General features: G+C 57.8%; 10 protein-coding genes and 12 pseudogenes. 15 read left to right on the forward strand and 7 right to left on the reverse strand.

From position 1 onward, the window contains the following. Window positions 1-354: 354 nt before the first annotated feature. The 6 genes and pseudogenes from EN786_RS35160 to EN786_RS35185 all read left to right on the forward strand — a co-directional run. Window positions 355-672 (forward strand): annotated as a pseudogene (locus tag EN786_RS35160) (IS21 family transposase); the annotation flags it as partial. Window positions 673-768: 96 nt separating this feature from the next. After that, complete coding sequence (locus EN786_RS35165) at window positions 769-1,176, forward strand: transposase (protein WP_135909894.1); 408 nt, start codon at window positions 769-771, stop codon at window positions 1,174-1,176. Beyond that, window positions 1,173-1,526, forward strand: a complete 354-nt coding sequence (tnpB, locus tag EN786_RS35170) for an IS66 family insertion sequence element accessory protein TnpB (protein ID WP_127868754.1) — start codon at window positions 1,173-1,175, stop codon at window positions 1,524-1,526. Before EN786_RS35165 ends, tnpB begins: the two co-directional genes overlap by 4 nt. A gap of 63 nt (window positions 1,527-1,589) precedes the next feature. Continuing rightward, window positions 1,590-3,175: pseudogene (locus EN786_RS35175) on the forward strand (IS66 family transposase). Window positions 3,176-3,177: 2 nt separating this feature from the next. Continuing rightward, entirely contained in the window at window positions 3,178-3,414 is a 237-nt protein-coding gene (locus tag EN786_RS35180) for a hypothetical protein (RefSeq protein WP_135909897.1), read from the forward strand. A gap of 30 nt (window positions 3,415-3,444) precedes the next feature. Beyond that, a pseudogene (locus EN786_RS35185) lies at window positions 3,445-3,703 on the forward strand (IS21 family transposase); the annotation flags it as partial. Between the two features lie 133 nt (window positions 3,704-3,836). Here EN786_RS35185 and EN786_RS35190 read toward each other — a convergent pair. The 3 genes and pseudogenes from EN786_RS35190 to EN786_RS35200 all read right to left on the reverse strand — a co-directional run bounded on the left by EN786_RS35190 (window position 3,837) and on the right by EN786_RS35200 (window position 7,229). Beyond that, entirely contained in the window at window positions 3,837-4,628 is a 792-nt protein-coding gene (locus EN786_RS35190; protein WP_135909899.1) for an IclR family transcriptional regulator, read from the reverse strand. Between the two features lie 449 nt (window positions 4,629-5,077). Beyond that, window positions 5,078-5,375: pseudogene (locus EN786_RS39155) on the reverse strand (IS110 family transposase); the annotation flags it as partial. A gap of 369 nt (window positions 5,376-5,744) precedes the next feature. Continuing rightward, window positions 5,745-7,229, reverse strand: coding sequence for an FAD-dependent oxidoreductase (locus EN786_RS35200; RefSeq protein WP_135909901.1), 1,485 nt, complete (start codon window positions 7,227-7,229; stop codon window positions 5,745-5,747). Between the two features lie 114 nt (window positions 7,230-7,343). On the opposite strand from EN786_RS35200, the gene EN786_RS35205 reads away from it, so the two are divergent. From EN786_RS35205 to EN786_RS35235, 7 genes and pseudogenes are all read left to right on the forward strand, one after another. Next, window positions 7,344-8,144 carry a fumarylacetoacetate hydrolase family protein gene (locus tag EN786_RS35205; RefSeq protein ID WP_135909903.1) on the forward strand — a complete coding sequence of 267 codons (801 nt, stop codon included), beginning with the start codon at window positions 7,344-7,346 and terminating at the stop codon, window positions 8,142-8,144. Next, window positions 8,131-8,808 (forward strand): hypothetical protein, encoded by a 678-nt coding sequence (locus tag EN786_RS35210; protein WP_135909905.1) that lies wholly within the window; start codon window positions 8,131-8,133, stop codon window positions 8,806-8,808. Before EN786_RS35205 ends, EN786_RS35210 begins: the two co-directional genes overlap by 14 nt. A gap of 15 nt (window positions 8,809-8,823) precedes the next feature. Further along, a complete protein-coding gene (locus EN786_RS35215; RefSeq protein ID WP_135909907.1) occupies window positions 8,824-9,669 on the forward strand; it encodes a fumarylacetoacetate hydrolase family protein in 846 nt (281 codons plus the stop codon). A gap of 98 nt (window positions 9,670-9,767) precedes the next feature. Then, window positions 9,768-10,741: pseudogene (locus EN786_RS35220) on the forward strand (aldo/keto reductase). Window positions 10,742-11,176: 435 nt separating this feature from the next. Continuing rightward, a pseudogene (locus EN786_RS35225) lies at window positions 11,177-11,689 on the forward strand (dihydrodipicolinate synthase family protein); the annotation flags it as partial. Window positions 11,690-11,888: 199 nt separating this feature from the next. Further along, a pseudogene (locus EN786_RS35230) lies at window positions 11,889-13,440 on the forward strand (altronate dehydratase family protein). A 20-nt stretch (window positions 13,441-13,460) separates the two neighbouring features. Next, window positions 13,461-14,381, forward strand: a complete 921-nt coding sequence (locus EN786_RS35235) for a histone deacetylase family protein (protein WP_210238920.1) — start codon at window positions 13,461-13,463, stop codon at window positions 14,379-14,381. Between the two features lie 327 nt (window positions 14,382-14,708). Here the strand turns inward: EN786_RS35235 and EN786_RS39160 are convergent. Then, window positions 14,709-14,858 (reverse strand): annotated as a pseudogene (locus tag EN786_RS39160) (ISAs1 family transposase); the annotation flags it as partial. Window positions 14,859-14,948: 90 nt separating this feature from the next. Between EN786_RS39160 and EN786_RS35245 the strand changes: the two are divergent. Beyond that, window positions 14,949-15,198 (forward strand): annotated as a pseudogene (locus EN786_RS35245) (IS21 family transposase); the annotation flags it as partial. Between the two features lie 256 nt (window positions 15,199-15,454). Here EN786_RS35245 and EN786_RS35250 read toward each other — a convergent pair. Next, window positions 15,455-15,705, reverse strand: a pseudogene (locus tag EN786_RS35250) (IS110 family transposase); the annotation flags it as partial. A 47-nt stretch (window positions 15,706-15,752) separates the two neighbouring features. Here EN786_RS35250 and EN786_RS35255 point away from each other — a divergent pair. Continuing rightward, window positions 15,753-16,437, forward strand: a pseudogene (locus EN786_RS35255) (IS21 family transposase); the annotation flags it as partial. A 206-nt stretch (window positions 16,438-16,643) separates the two neighbouring features. Here EN786_RS35255 and EN786_RS35260 read toward each other — a convergent pair. Together EN786_RS35260 and EN786_RS39165 are read right to left on the reverse strand one after the other, a co-directional pair. Next, window positions 16,644-18,725: an FAD-dependent oxidoreductase gene (locus EN786_RS35260; protein WP_135909912.1), complete on the reverse strand. Its 2,082-nt coding sequence runs from the start codon at window positions 18,723-18,725 to the stop codon at window positions 16,644-16,646. Between the two features lie 284 nt (window positions 18,726-19,009). After that, window positions 19,010-19,259, reverse strand: a pseudogene (locus tag EN786_RS39165) (ISAs1 family transposase); the annotation flags it as partial. Window positions 19,260-19,334: the final 75 nt, after the last annotated feature.

Below are 19,334 nucleotides of genomic sequence, written 5' to 3' on the forward strand. Positions count from 1 at the left end.
CTTAGCGGTCGCGCCGAACACCGGGATTCCGTTCTGACCGAGGAGGAGAAGACAGCACACACCGTTCTCATGGTCTGTTGCTCGCGCGCGGCCACAAAGCGCCTGAAGCTCGATCTGTAGTGTCGCGTTCGCAGCTATGCACCGTCCTGCTTTAGGCCAAGGCGTAAAACCTTAGATCTAGTGTCTGAATCAAAACGACTGTTGCAATTTCAATATCTTGCGAGGCGACGCGTAACCGACGCCAGCTAAGCTACGCCAGAAGGTTCGGTATTCCTGAGCAAAGTCGGCAAGCCGCTGACGCGATTCGGCCTGCACAAGCTTGTCCGGCGGTCATGGTTCGAGTATTCGGGACAACTGCCGGACCAGCCATACGCTTTGGGCTGGAAGCGGTGCCGCGTCGCGCCCGACTATCATGTCGAGGTCGACGGGCACTGGTATCCCACGCCCTACCGCCTCATCCGCAAACTCGTCGATGTGCGCATCGCCGACAACACCGTCGAGATCTTCCACAAGTGTCAGCGGATCGCCAGCCACGCCCGCGCGCCCAACCTGCGCGGCCATACGACCGTTGCCGATCACATGCCGAGCGCGCATCGCCGCTACGGCAAGTGGACGCCGGGAGGTCTGGTCGCCGCCGGCGACAAGATTGGCCCCTCCACCGCCGCCTTCTTCGTAAGCGCCCGGTAACGACCGCCTTCCCGGGCGGGGTTCGGATCGGATAGCGATCGCGCTCTGGACGCTGAGGATAGTGTCCACGAGCGAGGCTTAATGGACACGATCGCGACGGATGCAGTGGCTGGCCAAGTTTCTGGGATGGCGCGCGCCCGCCGGCGCAAGTCATACACTCTCGAGGAGAAGCAGCGGCTGGTTGCCGAGAGCTGTGAGTCAGGGTCGTCTGTGTCGCTGGTGGCGCGGCGGCACGACATCAATGCGAACCTGTTGTTCACGTGGCGCCGGCAGATGCGCCCGCCGGCGTCGGCGGCTTCGCGGCTGGAATTGATCCCGGTCGAGGTCATCAGCAGCGCACCGGCAGCCTCACCAGCCGCGGCGGTTGGGGCGGAACAGCACGGTGTGATCGAGATCGTCCTGGTCGGCGGCGTGCGCGTGCGGGTGGACGCCGAGGTCAGCGAGGCGGCACTGCGGCGGGTGCTGTCGGCTCTGAAGGCGGCGGCATGATCGCGCCCGGGTCTGGGGTGCGGGTCTACCTGGCGACGCAGCCATGCGATATGCGCAAAGGGATGGATGGCTTGGCCGCCCAGGTTCAGAACGTGCTGGCCACCGATCCCTTCTCCGGGGCGCTGTTCGTGTTCCGGGGCAAGCGCGGCGACATGTTGAAGATCCTGGCCTGGGATGGAAGTGGGCTGTGCCTGTTCGCCAAGCGCTTGGAGCAGGGAAAGTTCGTCTGGCCGCCGATCGTGGCGGGTCGGCTTCAGCTGACACCGGCCCAGTTGGCCTTGCTCGTCGAAGGAATTGATTGGCGGCGGACGGTCGCACCGGAACCGGTCACTCGCCCGGAAGCAATCTAAATAAGTTCCTGATTCCAAGCATTTATTCTCGCTCGTGAGGCATGATTTTGCTTATAAGCCGGCATGTCTCTCGCCACTGCGGAATTGCCGTCGGATCCGGACGCCCTGCGCGCGTTCGCTGCGGCTTTGCAGGCCGAGCTCTACGCCAAGACGCTGCATATCGAGAAGCTGAAAAGCCCAGTTGGCGACGCTGCGGCGCGCGCGCTTCGGCCAGTCGTCCGAGAAGCTCGATCGGCAGATCGATCTGCTCGAGCTGATGATCGGCGATCTGGAGGAGGCCGAGGCCGCCAGCGAAGCCCGCCACGATGCGACTGCGGCGATGCCAGGCGCGATGCCGGCGCCGACCAGGCCACAGCGCGTGGGCAATCGCCGGCCGCTGCCCGATCACCTGCCGCGCGAGGTCATCACCCACGCCGGGGTTTGCGCCTGCCCTGCCTGCGGTTCCGAGCGGCTGCGCAGGATCAGCGACGATGAACGCGAGGTGCTGGAATATGTGCCGTCACACTTCAAGGTCGTCGTGCATGTGCGACCGAAACTGAGCTGCCGGGACTGCGAGGCCATCACCCAGCCGACGATGCCGAGCCTGCCGATCGAGCGCGGCAGACCCGGCCAAGGGCTAATCGCCCATGTGCTGGTCTCCAAATATTGCGACCACCTGCCTTTGAACCGACAGTCCGGCATCTACGCACGCGAGGGCGTCGACCTCGATCGATCGACCCTGGCCGACTGGGTCGGACGGGCCGCTTGGCTGGTCGCGCCGGTGGCCGAGCGCATCGGCGACTATGCTCGCGCCGGCCCGGCCATCCATGCCGACGACACGCCGATCCCGGTTCAGGATCCCGGACGCGGGCGCACCAAAAGCGGCCGGCTATGGGTCGTTGTGCGCGACGAAGGCACCTGGGGCTCGCCCCATCCGCCGGCGGCTTTCTATCGCTACTCGCCTGACCGCAAGGGCGAGCACGCCCAAGCTTTGCTGGCGCCGGCATCCGGCTTCCTGCACGCCGACGCCTATGCCGGCTTCGACAAGCTCTACGAACCGGATCCGATCACCGGTCGCCCGCGCCTGGAGCCGGTCGCGTGTTGGGCCCATGCAAGGCGCGAACTGTTCGACGAGCACGCTAAGACCAAATCGCCGATCGCGCGTCAGGCACTGGACAAGATCGGCGCGATCTTCGCCGTCGAACGCGAGATCAACGGCCGCAGCGCCGCGGCTCGTCTGGCCGTGCGCCAGGCTTAAAGCGTGCCGTTGCTGGCCGAACTCAAGGATTACCTGGAGACCAGTCTGGGTAGGATCAGCCGCAAAGGCGACCTCGCCAAGGCCATCCGCTACAGCCTCAACCGCTGGAAGGCGCTCTGCCGCTTCACCGAAGATGGCCGTCTCGAGATGACCAACAAACAATGCCGCCGAACGGGCGATCCGCCCGCTGACGCTCGGACGACGCAACTGGACCTTCCTCGGCTCGGACTCCGACGGCGAGCGCGCCGCGGTCTTCTACACCCTGATCCAGACCTGTAAGCTGAACGGCATCAATCCGGAGGCCTATCTCGCCGACCTGATCGGCCGCGTCAGCGACCATCCAGCCAATCGCATCGACGAGCTTCTCCCCTGGAACTGGCGCCCCCGATCCGACACCAGACTGGCAGCCTGACCATGGCTGCGATCACCCGGGTCTACACCCTCCCGCTCGCCGCCGAAATGCTCGGTGAGGACGCCGAGCTGCTGTGGGAGGTCTATGTCGACATGGAACCGGAGGACGGTTGCCTCTGGGTCTACGGGCCCGACGATCAGCAGATCCCCGCCTTCACAGACTTCGGCCTCGAAAGCCTGACCGACTTTATCCGCGAGCACAAAGCCAATCGCGGCAGCGGTCAAAACCATGGCCGGTAACAGCCCCGGGTCATGACCGGGCGCTTACCCTTCTTCCAGGCCGTCATTGATGATCGGCCGCATCCCGAGCAGGGCATTCGCACCTATCTTGGCATCCTGGCGCTGACCAAGAGCTACGGCAACGCGCGCGTCGATGCAGCCTGCCAACGCGGCATCCTCATCAAGCTCGCTCCGTCGCCTCGATCCGTTCAATCTTCAAGAACGGCCTTGATCGCGCTTTCTTCGACGAGACGCCGACCACCAACCCCTGCGCCACGGCAACATCCGCGGTAAGGGCTATTTCCACTGAACCAGGGAGATTTGAATGCTCACCCATTCCACCCTGAGCGGCTGATCGCACTCAGTCGCGGGATCGAGAGCAGACTGTCTTGCCAATATTCGCAAAGTTGAATCCCACAAAGCCGGCCAATTGTGGAGAGGGACTATGCCGATTTCTCTATGTTGTCGTATCTTTGCCTTAAAGGCCAGAGTTCTCCAAGTTTGGCTGCTGTTGATAACACCGACGAAGCAACTTTTTCTTGCCGATCTGGAGTTAACCGCGAGCTCGGTCCAGCGACGCTGACGGTGCCGACCGTTTGGCCACCCGCCAAAGTAATAGGGGCGGCAATCGCAACGACACCGGGCTCAGCCTCCTCGTCGGAAATCGCCCAGCCCCTTTTCTGGGTCAGTTCCAGCTCCTTTATAAACTCTTCCACAGAGGCTATAGACCCCTCACCCCCGCCAGAGGCGCCGTCATTGATAGCGATGCGAATTGCGTCTGTCTGGCCTAGTGTAGATAAATAAGCTCTGCCGTTGGCTGTGGTATCCAAGCGAACTCTCGCAACCATTTCTGGCTGATATTTCAATCCGTTCCGAGCCCCTTGAACTTGTGCGATCCAAGTCAAAGTCTCACCTTGCAGGACTGCCATCCGAACAAGCTCCGCGCTTTCGGCCGCCAATTCCTCCAAAACGGGCTGGCAGACGTCAGTTAGGTGGGTAGCGCTCAAAAAACGCTGTCCAAGGATGGCAAGTCTAAGTGTGAGCCTGTAAAAGCCCGTGACCGAGTCCTGCTCAACCCACCCCATTTCGCTAAGCAAATTTAGCATCCGGTGGGCGGCACTTTTTTGCAGGTCGAGCTTTTCAGCAATTTCGCCGAGCCTCATCGCCGATGCTTCCTTTGCAAGCAGCTCAATGACAGCAAAACACCGCTCAACAAGAGAGTTCACAACCCGCATGTCCACCTCCTAATTCGTTCCATTAAGAACGATATTCTAACTTTTAATCGTGTCGGTCAAGCGCATCCGGAGGAGGTACACGCTCTACGAAGAGAGCAGGTGCGTCAACAAGACCAGAATGGTATTCCAAATGCGATTCCTTTCCTTATCCCGTGCAGAAGTCGGCGGTCAAGGTCTGCAATATTGGAGGAGGAACCAATTGTTCGCCTGCTGGATTGAAAATTGACGCATGTATCGTTGGAATATTGTTGCTATCACAATAGCCAAGGCGCGGCCGGCCTATGACATCGGCGCCCCGGTCCCGATCGCCCGCTTGCGGCCGCCACACGGCGGCGAACGGCGAGCTTCTCCTCCCGATAGAGCCGGAACAGCTTCCGTCGAGCAGCAAGAGCATGCTGACGAACAGAAAACCTTGACTGCAGGCTCCATTTTCCTTCCGCGCTTAGGACGTTGTCGCTGACGATCATTCTCGGGCGGCCGCGCTCGGCGATGAGCCGGTCCAATTCGCGGGCAACCCGCATGCCCGAGAGAGACTTGCGATCTCTCGCGATGTAGCGTTCGAACTTCTGACGGAAGCGTTCTCGCGCTGACGGAGGCGACTTGTCCGGCGATCCACAGCGTGCGGCGCAGCCGAGCATTGCCGAATTGGAAAGGCAGGTCTGGCCTCGAGCTGTGTCGAGAGAAGCGGCGAAGGTCTCCCGCTTCGGCGATGATCGTCAGTGCATTGATCAGCCCGATGCCTGGGATTTGTCTCCGGAAGAGGCTGGCTTGGCACTGGCTCGCGCCGTGAAGGTTGCAGAATACCGTGAAGACGGCAGACATTTAGAGTACGTAATGCGGTGCGGTGGGATCAGCATTTTGACAGCCACTGCCTCAAGGACTGCTCTGCCAAAGCCCGGGGAGCAAGTTCTGAAATGGCAAAAAGGACAAGCAGCCGCCTATTCTCCGCAGCGACTTTTTCTCGATCTTGGACATCCCGCGATCTAAGACTTTGAAGCGACTGTCTTCGGAGGTAGTGGAGCAACAACGGTGGTGGCGGGCCAGCGCAAAGTCCGGGTTCACTCGCGAGCGTTTCTCCCTTTGATGAGTGGCGAAACTTCCATCGGGGGTTTCGCTTCAAGTCAAACCAACCTCCCTCAGGGCAGCAGCTCGGCCTGCCAATCTCCCAGACGTAAACGCCCATCCTAAATGGTGGCCATGGCCTTCCAAGATTATCCCACCCTGGCCGGTTGCTCCAGCCGCATAGAGACCCGGGACGGCTTCGCCATTTTTTGACAGAACCTCCATAGCGGGGGAGACCCCTAGTCCTCCCTCGGTCAAGACCCAACTTCGGACTGGTCCGAGTGCAATGAACGGCGGCTTCAACAAGCCTGGGCTACCTGCTCGAGGATTACGATTGTAATCCGCAACGGCTTCTTCGAGAGCAGCTGCGGGGACACCAATTTTTTTGGCGAGTGAAGCTAACGAGTTGGCCTGATAATATATATCTTTGCGATTGCGCTTATAATCTGGAAGGTACGCATAGGCGACCCCTGGTGCTGTTGAGATATAGTCAGGCCATGCGCTGAATCTCTTGGCAAGAAGGCCGTCAAATATTATGAACGCCTCTTTATTAGGCTGCTGGGGTACTGAAAGTTGAGGGCTATCGCACTCGTCGGCAAATCGGGATCCGCTTCTGTTTATAAGTATCGCGCCGCTTTTATATAATTTTCGCTGTGGCTCCAGTATCGTTGTAAGGAACATCATAATGAAAGGTCGAATCACGGCCTGGGGCAATTTGGCCATGGACCATTTCATCATCAAGGCTAGGAATCGGCTTGGCGGCAATTTGGTCATCAGGTTTACTCTAGGCGGCACAAATCGGAGTTGCGGCCCGCTGACAATGTCACCGTTCACAATTTCAGCGCCAACATCCAATGCGAGCTGGTGGGCATCGCCGGTGCTTGTTTCAACTAACGCACCCGCTTGCGCTATTGCTTCGCCGGCATAAATTCTTTTCATTTCTTTATTGGCGCTGAAATCTCCGCCAGCCAGGACAACGCCGCGATACGCAATGAATCGATGCTGCGAGCCATCTGCTTCAGCCTCGACCCCTGCGACCCTCCCTTGCTCGTACAGTAACCGACGAACGCGATGATTAAGGCGTATATCAACGCCAAGCTCGCGGGCGCGTCGGTTCAAAGCGTGTGCGTAGGCTCGCGAATTTGGCAGTACGTTGTGCATACGGGGAACACGATGGGGCGGCTCTGGCATGGGCCCAAAAAACACGACGCCCAGGTCGAGCAGTTTCTTTAGAGTATCAGGAACATTTTCCACAAAGACTCTGCGGAGATCGGGATTGTCCCGGGGCAGCAATTCTCCGTGGAACAGCGCCATGTCTTCGAAATGCGCAGCCGGGGTGTCTTCAATTCCAATTGCGGCCTGCATCCGCGAAGCACTCGACGAGAGGGAGCCGATAGCCCAATTGGTCATTCCGCCCGGTGCCGGGTTTTTCTCAAGCACCAACACTCGTCGGCCCATTTCCGCCGCCTCGATCGCGGCGAAAAGGCCAGACCCTCCAGCTCCGACAACAACCACGTCTGCAGCATTCAAAGCGGCCATGAACTTGCTCCCTCCACCGCGTTCCATCGTCTCCAGTCATTTTTCGGGAAGCCGGTTGACCACGTCCAGGAAAGCGGTTATTTGTTGTTGGAACAATATTCCAGATAGTATGATATGTCAGAGATAGCAAGCGATTTCTCAGGGACCTTTGCTCAAAAACTTGCTGCCGCCCATCGCGGCGGCGAGCGTGTGATGGCTGATACGTCAACGCTGGAAGCACTGAGCCGGGACCAAGCTTTGAGTATTCAGCATGAAGTCGTCAGCGCATTGTCTCCTGTAGCGGGCTGGAAGGTCGCGGCTTTGCCTGATGGAGACTTGATATCAGCTCCCATCGTCAGGAGCCGCCTTTTTCAAAGCCCGGTGTCTATTTCTCCTGCGGTTTACGGGCTGGGTGGCATCGAATGCGAGATCGCTTTCCGCTTTGGGAGGGAACCAGTTCCGGCGCGGGATGGATTTGCAAGCGAGCATATCATCGAGGCCATTGATGGGGCTTGCGCGGCCATTGAAGTCGCAGATAGCCGCTGGGCAAGCAAGTTCACCATTCCTCGCAATGCGATGATCGCAGACTTGCTGTCGAACGGCGCACTGGTGCTCGGATCGCTAAACAAGAACTGGCAGGATGTTGCCTTTGAGACCGTTCCGGCTCGACTTGGCATCAACGGAAATACCATCTGCCAAACTATCGGAGGCCACCCCCGCGGAGACCTCATTGGCCTCATGGTTATGTTGGCAAACGATCTCGGGAAAAGGGGGCTTGTCATAAAGCCGGGCGAGATCGTTACGACGGGAAGCTACACAGGTTTTCACACGGCAGATCCGGGCGACGAGATCGTAGCCGAGTTTGACGGTTTCACGTCCGTTTCGGTGACCTTCAATAGGTTTGAGAATAATGGAGAGACCGATGCTTTGCGGTAAGGGCATGGTGGCCATCTGGAACGGAATAGCAGAAGGGGGGCGACAAGATTTCTATCAGTGGCACATACACGAGCACATGCCTGAGCGAACCGGCATTCCCGGGTTTTTGCGGGGGCGACGTTATAGAGCTGCTGATAAAGAAACCCACCCCGAGTTCTTTACGCTCTACGAGGTTGAGCAATTCGACGTCATTACAGGTGGGGAGTATGCCAAGCGGCTCAACGCCCCGACGCCATGGACGAGGCGCGCAACGGCGCACTTTCTCAATACGTCTCGGGGTCTGGCTCGAGTCTTGTGGTCTGAGGGGCCAGGGCCTGGCGGCGTCCTTGCCACGGTGCGCTTCCAGTCTGCGGCAAACGATGGACAGCAGGTGGCCCGGGAGCTATCGGCGCTCGTGTCCGGATTTACACGATTCCCGCTCCTGACTGGCGCGCATCTCTGCAAGGCAGATGAGGAGGCGACCCAGGTGCGCACGGTGGAGAGTGAAGGGCGCACGGACTATGATGCGCCCCCCAACTGGTTCATTCTTCTTGAAGGCTGCACCGTCGAGTCCTTGGAAACCCCTGTCCAAGCCGTTCTGCAACACCCTCTCGTCCGAAAAGCGCAAATCGGCCGGTATCTGCTTGAATATACCCGCCTGAAGACCGACTCGGCGGCCGGCTGAATTTAAGGAAATGATATGAAACTTTTGCGATTTGGACCGGCCGGCTCCGAGCGACCGGGGTTGCTGGACGAGGACGGCGCTATCCGAGATCTTAGTAGCATCGTTCCAGATATCCGGGGCAGTACGCTGTCTCGCGCTGGCTTGGATATGTTACGCTCGGTAGTTCCTTCGTCATTGCCCCATGTCGACGACAATGTTCGCCTCGGGCCTCCTGTAGCTAACGTACGTCACTTTATCGCGGTCGGCCTTAACTACACCGATCACGCAATCGAGACCGACACTCCCATTCCTGATGAGCCGGTTATCTTTTCCAAGGCGCCGTCGTGCATTGTTGGACCAGATGATGACATCTTGATGCCTCGAGACTCATGGATGCTAGACTGGGAGGCGGAAGTTGCCGTTGTCATTGGTGAACATGCTTTTGATTTGGCTGAAGAGCATGCGTTGTCGGTCGTAGCAGGATATCTTATCTGCCACGACGTTTCCGAACGCCAGTTTCAAATACATCGTGGGGGACAATGGATAAAAGGCAAGTCCTCGCCGAGCTTTGGCCCACTTGGCCCTTGGCTTGTAACGCCGGATGAAATCCCCGATCCTCAGAACCTGACACTCTGGCTCACGGTGAATGGGATCACTCGGCAGTCAGGATCGACAGCCAAGATGATTTTCCCATTCAGGCATTTGATCTCGTACATCTCACGGTTCATGGCGCTAGAGCCTGGGGATGTTATCACGACCGGCACTCCACACGGAGTGGGGCTTGGAATGAAGCCCCCGGTATTTCTGAAGCCCGGCGACATGGTGGAGTTAGGAGCCGATGGCCTGGGTCGGCAAAGCCAAACTGTTGTCCTCCGACGATAGGTTTCCAACCCGCCCTCCGTTGGCCACCTAACAAAGTGTCGCAGCTCGCGGGCATCCGGGTTGCACAGAGAAACTCGAGCAAAAGTGAACTTTACGCCGTGGACTATACGCGACTAGGAAAGGCCGGTCTTGAGATTAGCCGAATCTGTTTCGGGACCATGTCGTTCGGCAACAAGACCGAGGTGCGCCCTTGGGTGCTTGGTATCGAAGATGCCCGGCCGCTGTTCCGGGCGGCCTGGGAAGGCGGCATTAACTTCTTCGACACAGCGAACGTCTATGCGGATGGCCTGTCCGAGGAGATCACGGGCCTTCTGCTGAAGGAACTGGCACCGCGCGACGAGATCGTGCTAGCGACAAAGGTGTTCAACCCCATGCGACCTGGCCCGAATGGAGCAGGGTTGTCACGCAAGGCGATCCTTTCGGAGATTGATCGCAGCCTTAAGCGCTTGGGCACCGACTATGTAGACGTCTACCAGATCCACCGCTACGACCCGGCAACGCCGTATGAGGAGACCATGGAGGCGCTTCACGACGTGGTGAAGGCCGGCAAGGCGCGTTATATCGGCGCCTTCGTCGATGTATGCCGCAATTCCTCAAGTATCAACACACCGCCGAGGCAAATGGGTGGACCAAGTTCGTCTCGATGCAGAATCAGGTGAGCCTGATCTATCGCGAGGAAGAGCGTGAGATGCTGCCGCTTTTCAGGGCAGATGAGGTCGGGGGCATCCCGTGGTCGCCGCTCGGGAACGGGGAGCTGACACGACCTTGAGGCACCAAAACTTATCGTTCAACAACGGACATGTTTCACAAGACAATGTACGAACGCAACGAGGCGAACGACAAGGAGATTGTCGCCGCAGTGGAACAGCAAGCTAAGGCGCGGGGTGTCTCGATGGCGGAAGTCGCGATGGGGTGGGTCCTGCAGAAGGATGGCGTCACCGCGCCGATCGTTGGTGTGTCGAAGCTCTCGCACGTGGAGGCGGCGCTCAAGGCGATCGACATCAAGCTGACCGACAATGAGATCGCCGCCATCGAGAGGCCGTACCGTCCGCGCACCGTCTCCGGGTTCTGAGCGGGCTCGGAACAACGGCAGCCGATGTCTACGAACTAGGGGAGGGGTTTATCGGGGAGTTCAATGCCCCGTTCGCAAGGAATCGCGTAATCCGACGGATGACATGCACCGCCTCGTAAAGTTGGATGTGTCAGGTCCGCTGTGTCGAAGGCCGCGCTGATGCTGCCCTACGACAAGTACTGTTCATCCTCGAGCCGACGGGTGTTACCAAGAGTTTGGCCGGCGAAAGATTTTCGTTGCAACTCTCCTTGGTGACCGTGTTGAGATCAGGAGGGCAATCGCACTATAGTACAGACCCTTTGAAAAACTTTAAATCCGAACCGGACGGAATTCATCGGCAGCAGTTGCCTGGACGGTCATCCAGGATCTTTGCACTCCCGTGCTCGGTTTGATCTGATCCGGCGACCATTCCGCGCTCACGGCAAGTCCATCTCAATGATCTACAACAATCCGATTGCGTATGGAGTGGACGTGACGCCCGCTATCTTGCGCACTCTAGAGGATGTCGAACAGATCATCTGCATCAAGGAAGAATCTGGCGACATTCGCCGTGTCACCGATCTCTACAACGAATTCGGAGATCGCTTTGCAGTGTTCTGCGGCGTTGACGATTTAATCCTTGAGAGCCTCGCCTTGGGTGTGACGGGGTGGGTTTCCGGAATGACGAACGCATGGCCTGAAGAATGCGTGCGCATCTTTGAGCTGGGGCAAACCGGAAAATTTGCCGAGGCGCTGCAACTGTATCGGATCATGACCCCGGCTTTTCATCTGGATACCAGCGTAAAGCTTGTTCAATACATCAAGCTCGCTGAACATCTTGTTTACGGAGCACCCGAATGGACGCGTGCGCCGCGCTTGCCATTGGCCGGAGAAGAGCGTGAAAGGGTAGTGTCTGTGATCAACAACACCATCGCCTCCCTGAGCAAGCGCAACTCTGAGGCAGCTTAGGCGGGATGGGAGCGCCAGTCCAGCCAGCGATATTCGCGTCGAGCCGCTGAGGGCTCTCGGTTTCGTTTTCGGTCGTCCTGGCGCGGATCAGCAGTGTTCGGTTGAACCTTTGGGGAGAGTGACGCCGGGCAAGACGGTATTGAACCGTTGATCGCCAGGAACGGTTCGGTTCTGGTCCGCCAGCAGGTCAGGAGTAGTGATGCAGAGCGATACGACACAACAACGGGACGTCACTCCGGTGCTGGTCCTGCACGCTAGTGACAATGTCGCGATCGCGCGACGGATGATTACGCAGGGTACGGCGTTGGGTCGATCGATAGTTGCCAAAAGCGCTATCCCGGCAGGACACAAGGTCTCTGTCAAACCAATCAGGTCAGGCGAACCGATTCTGCGCTACGGTCAGATAATCGGCTTTGCTACAAAAGACATCGAACCTGGCTTCCATGTTCATCTGCAGAACATTCATGGCGCTCGGCGAATTCGACAAGGACTATGCTTTTGGCGCGAGGGCACGTCAGACCGACTATGTGGAAACCCCTGACACGTTTTCGGGTATCCGCCGCTCCGACGGGCGGGCTGCAACGCGAAACTATGTCGGAATCCTCAGCAGTGTAAACTGTAGCAGTCACGTAGCTAACGTAGTGGCTGAGGTATTCAAAAGGAATCCTTTTACCGGGGCCGATCCCCTGGCTGAGTTTCCGAATGTGGATGGTGTCGTCGCATTAACCCACAAGACGGGATGTGGCATGACAGGCGGCGAGCCACTAAACGTTCTACGCCGTACGCTTGGTGGCTACGCGCGACATGTAAATTTCAGCCACGTCATAGTTCTGGGATTGGGCTGCGAGGTTAACCAGATCGGGGGTCTTCTCGAGGATCAACGTCTGGCTGGACGGGTGCGCAGCATGGATATTCAGACAATGGGCGGCGCCAGAAAAACCGTGGCAGCCGCGGTTGAATTTGTGCGGGATGTACTCCAGGAATCCAATCAAGTTGCTCGGCAACCGATTCCTGCCAGCGAACTGATCATCGGGCTGCAATGCGGGGGGTCGGACGGTCTCTCGGGAGTCACCGCGAATCCAGCCTTGGGAGCTGCTAGCGATATTCTCGTGCGACAACGCGGCACGGTGATACTGTCCGAAACACCTGAAACCTATGGTGCCGAACATCTGCTGACGCGACGTGCCGTATCGCGCGAAGTAGGGGAAAAGCTGATCGCTTTGATGGATTGGTGGGATGCCTACTTCAAGCGGGAAGGCGCCATCATGAATGATAATCGCTCTCCGGGGAACATGGCTGGTGGGATAAGCACGATTGTCGAAAAGTCGCTGGGCGCGATGGCCAAAGGCGGCACGACAAACTTAGTCGATGTCGTCAAATACGGCGAGACCGTAAAGGGCCCTGGCTTGGTCTTCATGGACACCCCCGGATACGATCCTGTGTCGGCGACGGGGCAGGTTGCCGGTGGCGCAAACCTCATATGTTTCACGACCGGCCGCGGCAGCGTGTTTGGTTGCAAGCCAGCGCCTTCCATTAAGCTGGCATCCAATACCCCAATGTACGAACGCATGCAGGACGACATGGACATTAATTGCGGCGAGATTCTCAGCGGGGACGAGAGCGTTGAAGAATGCGGCAGGCGGATTTTCGATCTGATCCTGCGCGTCGCTTCCGGGGAACGCACCAAAAGCGAAGAATTTGACTTTGGTGCGGCCGAATTTGCGCCATGGGTCCTTGGTGCCACGGTCTAGTTCTCGGGAAAGCTATCGACATGAAAGTTGTTTACTCGGACGGTCACCGTAGCCATGATCCGCAAACATTCATTCATCGCGGAAGGCTGGTCCAAAGCCCCGAGCGTCCCGAGCGTGCCGACATGTTGCTCTCGTCGGCAATTGCTGCTGGGCACGAGGCGCTCGAGGCGAGCCAAACCGACGCCTCTGTACTGACGCGGGTGCATACAGCGAGGTACCTCGATTTTCTGGAAAATGGCATAAATGAATGGTTGGCCCTGCCCCATGCTGGCCCGGAAATCGTACCCAACACGCACCCCAACCGTTTTGCGTCACACTACGCCAGCCATATCGTTGCACGCTCCGGATTCCACCAGGCCGACACAGCGTGTCCTATCGCGCGTGGAACCTGGGCGGCGGCGCGATCCAGTATCGACGTGGCCCTTAACGTCGGTGACTTGGTTGCGCGCGGCGAGCGCCGTGCATATGGACTTTGCCGGCCGCCAGGCCACCACGCTTGCACCGAGATGGCCTGGGGATTTTGCTACCTCAACAACGTTGCGGCCCTTGCTGAATCCCTAAGGATGAAAGGAGCCGAGCGCGTCGCAATTCTGGATGTCGATATCCACCATGGGAACGGCACTCAGCAGATCTTCTATGAGCGGCCTGACGTTTTGACGGTGTCGGTCCATGCCGATCCTGATGGATTCCCGGTGTTCTTTAGCGGCTACGAAGATGAAATTGGCTGCGGTTCCGGAGAAGGGTTCAATGTCAATCTTCCGCTGAAGCACGGCAGCGACGATGCGGGCTTCGTCGAAGCAATTGCGGCGGGCATGCAAAAGATAGGAGATTTCGGACCGGATGTCCTGCTCGTTGCGCTTGGCCTCGATGCCTATCGCGGCGATCCCCTCAGTGTGCTTGACGTCACCACCGACGGCTTCCGGAAGGCTGCCAGTGTCTAGGCAACTTCAATGCGTCTATCGCCATGCTGCAGGAGGGCGGATATCCCTGCGCGGAACTCGGTGACAACCTGGTGGCATTTTTAGGAGATATAGATGGCTGACTCCAAAATGCACGCCACTTGCATTCTTAAGCAAATCGTCGGTCGTAACTGGCGGACCAGGCGCCGGTCCCGATCACGTCAGTTGAGTTGTGGTTTCACACAGAGACATCAAGAGCTTGGGCAGCATAGTGTTGGTCAACGCCCGGACAGAGTAAGGATCCCGTCTATACCGCGTTGGTCGGTTCCGAGGAGATTGTGCCGGTGGGACGACGGCTTTGAATCCGAGTTAACGGATTGACGGTTGTTCGAGGTTTTGGTTGTTTCTGGCGACTGACTTGCGGCGCAGCTTCATGGATCGCTTGTCGTCGATGCTTCGCAGCAGGTTGAAGACGAAGTGGCGGACAACGGCCATATTGGCGGGGCCGTGTCCGGTGCGGCTTTCAGTAACGCGCCATCAGAGCGCAGATATTTGCGAATGGTATTCCGCGACAGGCCAGTTCTACGACCAATCTCACGTCGACAGGCACGAGGGACATTCGTGCCGCCGGCGTTCGAGCCTGGGGAAGCACCTCAGTTCGATTGGTCTGAGGATTGGGCGATCATCGGCAATGAGCACACCAAGCTGCAGGTGGCCCATACGAAGCTGAGCTACAGCTGCGCCTTCATCGTTCGTCTATCCGCTGCAAACACATGAGATGCTATTTGATGCCCACAATCACGCATTCCGCGTCTTTGGCGGGATTCTCCGGCGCGGCATTTACGACAATCTATGGACGCCTCCCGGGCAAGATAAGCTGCTGGCAGCCGGCGGCATGGGATGCGTGAATCTATCCGGCCTGTCGCTGGAGCGATCACGCTCCTCGCCTTGATCGGAGACCGCTGCCTTTGTCCTCATAACATGAGCGGCCTCATGGGCCCTGTCGTAAATCAGGCTCTGAAGCTGCGGTCCGTGCCGTTGTGCCGTTGTGCCATCAGTGTCTTACCTCGCTCTCATCGCCGTGTCGGCGGCGATCCGTGACTCATCGGCGCAGATCAGGCGCCGGCGTAGCTCTCCTTGCGCGTCAGCAGCGCCCAGGCAATGCGCGCCGTCTTGTTGGCGAGCGCGACGAGCGCCTTGTTGAACCCGCGACGCTCGACATCGCCTTCAGCCAAACCGAGCGGCGATCCCCATGCTTTGCGAGCCGGCTGATGACGGCGCGGGCACCGTGGATCATCTGCCGTCGCAGATAGAGGTTGGCACGCCGACCGATGCCGCCGAGCCGAGGTTTGCCACCGGTCGTGTAGGTTGGTCACCCAATGGTGACGGACCGGAGGGAGGCGTTCATCCCATAACATGAAGACGGCGGTCGACAAGGTTGGACGCGGCAAGGAGCGCGACGTCAATTTGCGCTTCATGGCCATGGCCAGCCACTATCTGCAATCCGGCATCGTGATGGGAGAAGGGGCAAGTCGATAAGAATGTACAGGATGCGCGTCATCGACTGTGGCAACCCATGCCGCGCTTTCCATCGCTGGAAACCCTGAACGACTGGCTGGAGACGCGTTGCCGGGAACTGTGGCATCAGACGCCGCATGGCCGGATGCGAGGGACCATCGATGACATCTGGACCGAAGAATCCCGGGCTCTGATGCCGACCTCTCGCCTCTTCGACGGCTTTGTCGAATATACCAAACGGGTGTCACCGACCTGCGTCGTCCATCTGGACCGTAACCGCTACAGCGTGCTGGCATCCTTCGCCGATCGGCCCGTCAGCGTTCGGGTCTATCCAAATCGTATCGTTGTCGCGGCGGAGGGTCTGATCGTCTGCGAACATCGCCGCATCATCGATCGATCGCATGATCGGCCCGGTCAGACGGTCTATGACTGGCGGCATTATCTGGCTGTTGTTCAGCGCAAACCAGGCGCCCTCCGCAACGGATCACCGTTTGCTGAACTTCCCGATGCATTCAGGAATTTGCAGCAGCATTTGCTCAAGAAGCAGGGCGGTGATCGGGAGATGGCCGACATCCTGGCTCCAGTCGCAGCCTGATGAAAGGTCAGTGACATATCATCGCCAACGATTTGAGCGATGGGGCCGACATCTTCGCTTAACCCCGCAGCACCAGGACATTTGTCTGCATTTCCTTCATCTATACCGCCTCCACCTGAGAAGCCGTACTGCCCCAAATCCAGCACGAGCACAAAATTACTACCATGCATTCGCCTCTCTGCGTTCACCTACTAGTCGAGCAAAAGCCTCTCGAGCTTAGCTAATGGCGGCGTTGCCACGTCAAACTCTCGTCCGTAGCGATGTGCAGAATAAATCGACTGCGCAAGAATGCCCGGAGAAAGGCAGTCCCCGATCTTGGCTAGCGATTTCAGTTCTGGAGGAACATTTTCGTTCGGCCCCATCAATGCATTATAGAGGGCGTCATTGCTCTCCCGGGCAGTAACCATAACAACGCTTCCGGCAGCGATCGGCGTTTTGCGCCCAGTAAACACGCAGCTCAACGTCACATGATCGCCCTCTATCGTGGCTAGATCCATATTTGTTCGTATCTCGACGCCAAGTTCGATCAGCTTGGTCTGGATGAGCGTTTGGTCGAAGGTGACCGAAGTCCAACTCGAAACCAATGGGGTTGGGGTGACGATTGTGACGGCATGTCCTCGCTTTGCCAGCACTTCGGCCAGAATCCCTCCCATGTAATAGTGGTCGTCGTCAAAGATAATGACCCGATCGCGCACCTCGCAGCCTGCCATGATCTGCTCTGGTGCCAGAACCACCGCATTCTCATTTGTTGGAATCGGCAAAACGTGACGGCGACCAATCCCATCTCGACGCCAGTGGGAACCGGTCGCTAAGACAACGTGGTCAAACCCAAATGTGAGGATCTGCTCGGCATCAAGCTGGCTGTCAAGAAAGATCTCTACGTTTGTCAGCTTTTGTAGCTGTCCCAGCCGATAGTCCCGAACCCTGAGCCATTCACTCAAACCTGGCAGCCGTGTAACCGGCAGAAGGTGCCCGCCAAGCTCTTTTCTAGCCTCCGCGAGGCTCACCTGAAAGCCTCGCTTCCCCAGAATGTGCGCTGCTTCGAGCCCTGCTGGCCCACCACCAACAACCAAGATACTACTGGACGAATGGCCGATGGTAACTTTCTCAGGATGCCAATCGCGCCTCCATTCCTCCATAAATGTGGGGTTCTGAGTACACCGGGACGGCGTGACCATCATTTGGCTTGCGAGGCAAATGTTGCAACCAATACACTCTCGGATGTCGTCGAGTCTTCCCTCCTCGATCTTTTTTGGTAGAAACGGATCGGCGATGGAGGGTCGTGCGGCTCCAACAAAATCTATCAGGCCACGTTTGACCATAGACGCCATAGTGTCAGGAGAGGTAAATCGACCTACCGCAACCACTGGCTTGCTGGACACCGACTTCACGAAACTCAGCCAAGGTTCGAGCCAATTTTCCTTCTCGAAGCGCGAGGTGATTGAATCTACTGCACCAGCTGTTAAATCCCAAAGATCTGGGGCCTCAGCCAGCATATGCATCGCCTCCCTTCCTTCTTCCCTTGACAGACCCTCGTCACCCAAAACATCATCAAGCGAAAGGCGAATCGCAATTGCGCACTTATCTCCTACAGCGTCCCGCGTTTCTTCAAGAACCTCGCGTGTTAGTCGTAGACGGTTCTCCAAGCTCCCACCATATTCATCGGTTCGGTGGTTTATACGGGGCGAGAGAAAGTCGTGTAAGATACTAATTCCGTGGCAAAGGTACAAGTATACGATATCAAAGCCTGCCTTCTTTGCACGCAGAACGCCTTGTTTGTGCCAGCGGCGGATATTCTTAATGTCGTTCCGATCCAATGCGCGAGCCACCGACGGAAAATCGCCAAGAGGCGATGGATATGGCGAGGGGGAGAGTGAGATCTCTCGGCTATCTCGGTTGTGAGAGTAAACGCCAGTTATGACGGTCTCGCAGCCAGCAAGGGCACCGTTCTTGTGCACGGCCTCAACCATCAAGGCATTGGGCGCAATGTCAGCATCAGTCCACAGACGTGCGTGACCTGTCGGCGACGGATCGCCCACAGGGTGAATGCTGCAGAATTCAGTATTAACAACTCCCCAGCCACCTTCCGCCTTCATGCCCCGCATGGCCGCAACCGTGTTCGGGTATTTGTAACCTGCTCCATTGCAGTGGGGCACCTGGTAGAATCTATTTTTAGCTCGAACCGGACCAATCTGGACAGGCTCGAACAAAATATCATAGCGAGGGTCGCGTTTCGTCTTCACTGCCGTTTCCACCAGTGTTTCAATTGACATTTTTACGTTCCTTCGACTTCGAAATCGGTTTTTTATAGACACTGTGTGCCAACGCGCTCGGCAACTTTGCTTTTTCGAGTAGGCTAGAGTCCGGTTTGGAGGGGAAGTCTGATGAGCTCCTGCGTAAGCAGCCGATCGATGCACACGTTAAAAACCTTCAAAAGCTTTTTCCTTCCCTCACGCTAGATCACCGCGAATAGGACACAGCATTCTTGACAGAACGCTATTCCACTAATCACGGACCGTCAACTGTCTGCAGTGGCTGGCAGGGCAACGAGTCCAGGTTAACGGGGTTGGAGAGCTGCCATCAGGTAGTCGGTATCCCAGGTTGCGAGTTTTCGCTTTCCTTTGATGGATTGTTTTCCGGGCATGGCTCGGATGAGGTTGAGGGCGAGGTGGCGGACCATGGCCATGTTTGTGGCGCCGTGGCCGCGGCGCAGGCGGGACTGATCCTCCTTGAACTGGACATCGAGAACCCAGTCAGGTTTTTGCGGTGAGGATGCGAGAGGAGATGTAGCATCGCCGCTCGACCCTGACCTCGGCGCCGGTCTCGATGCGGGTCTCGACCATGGCGATGGTGCTGAGGCCCTTGAAGCGCGGCTCGTCGGG

The sequence above is a fragment of the Mesorhizobium sp. M4B.F.Ca.ET.143.01.1.1 genome (assembly GCF_004792275.1).
GTDB classification, from domain to species: domain Bacteria; phylum Pseudomonadota; class Alphaproteobacteria; order Rhizobiales; family Rhizobiaceae; genus Mesorhizobium; species Mesorhizobium abyssinicae.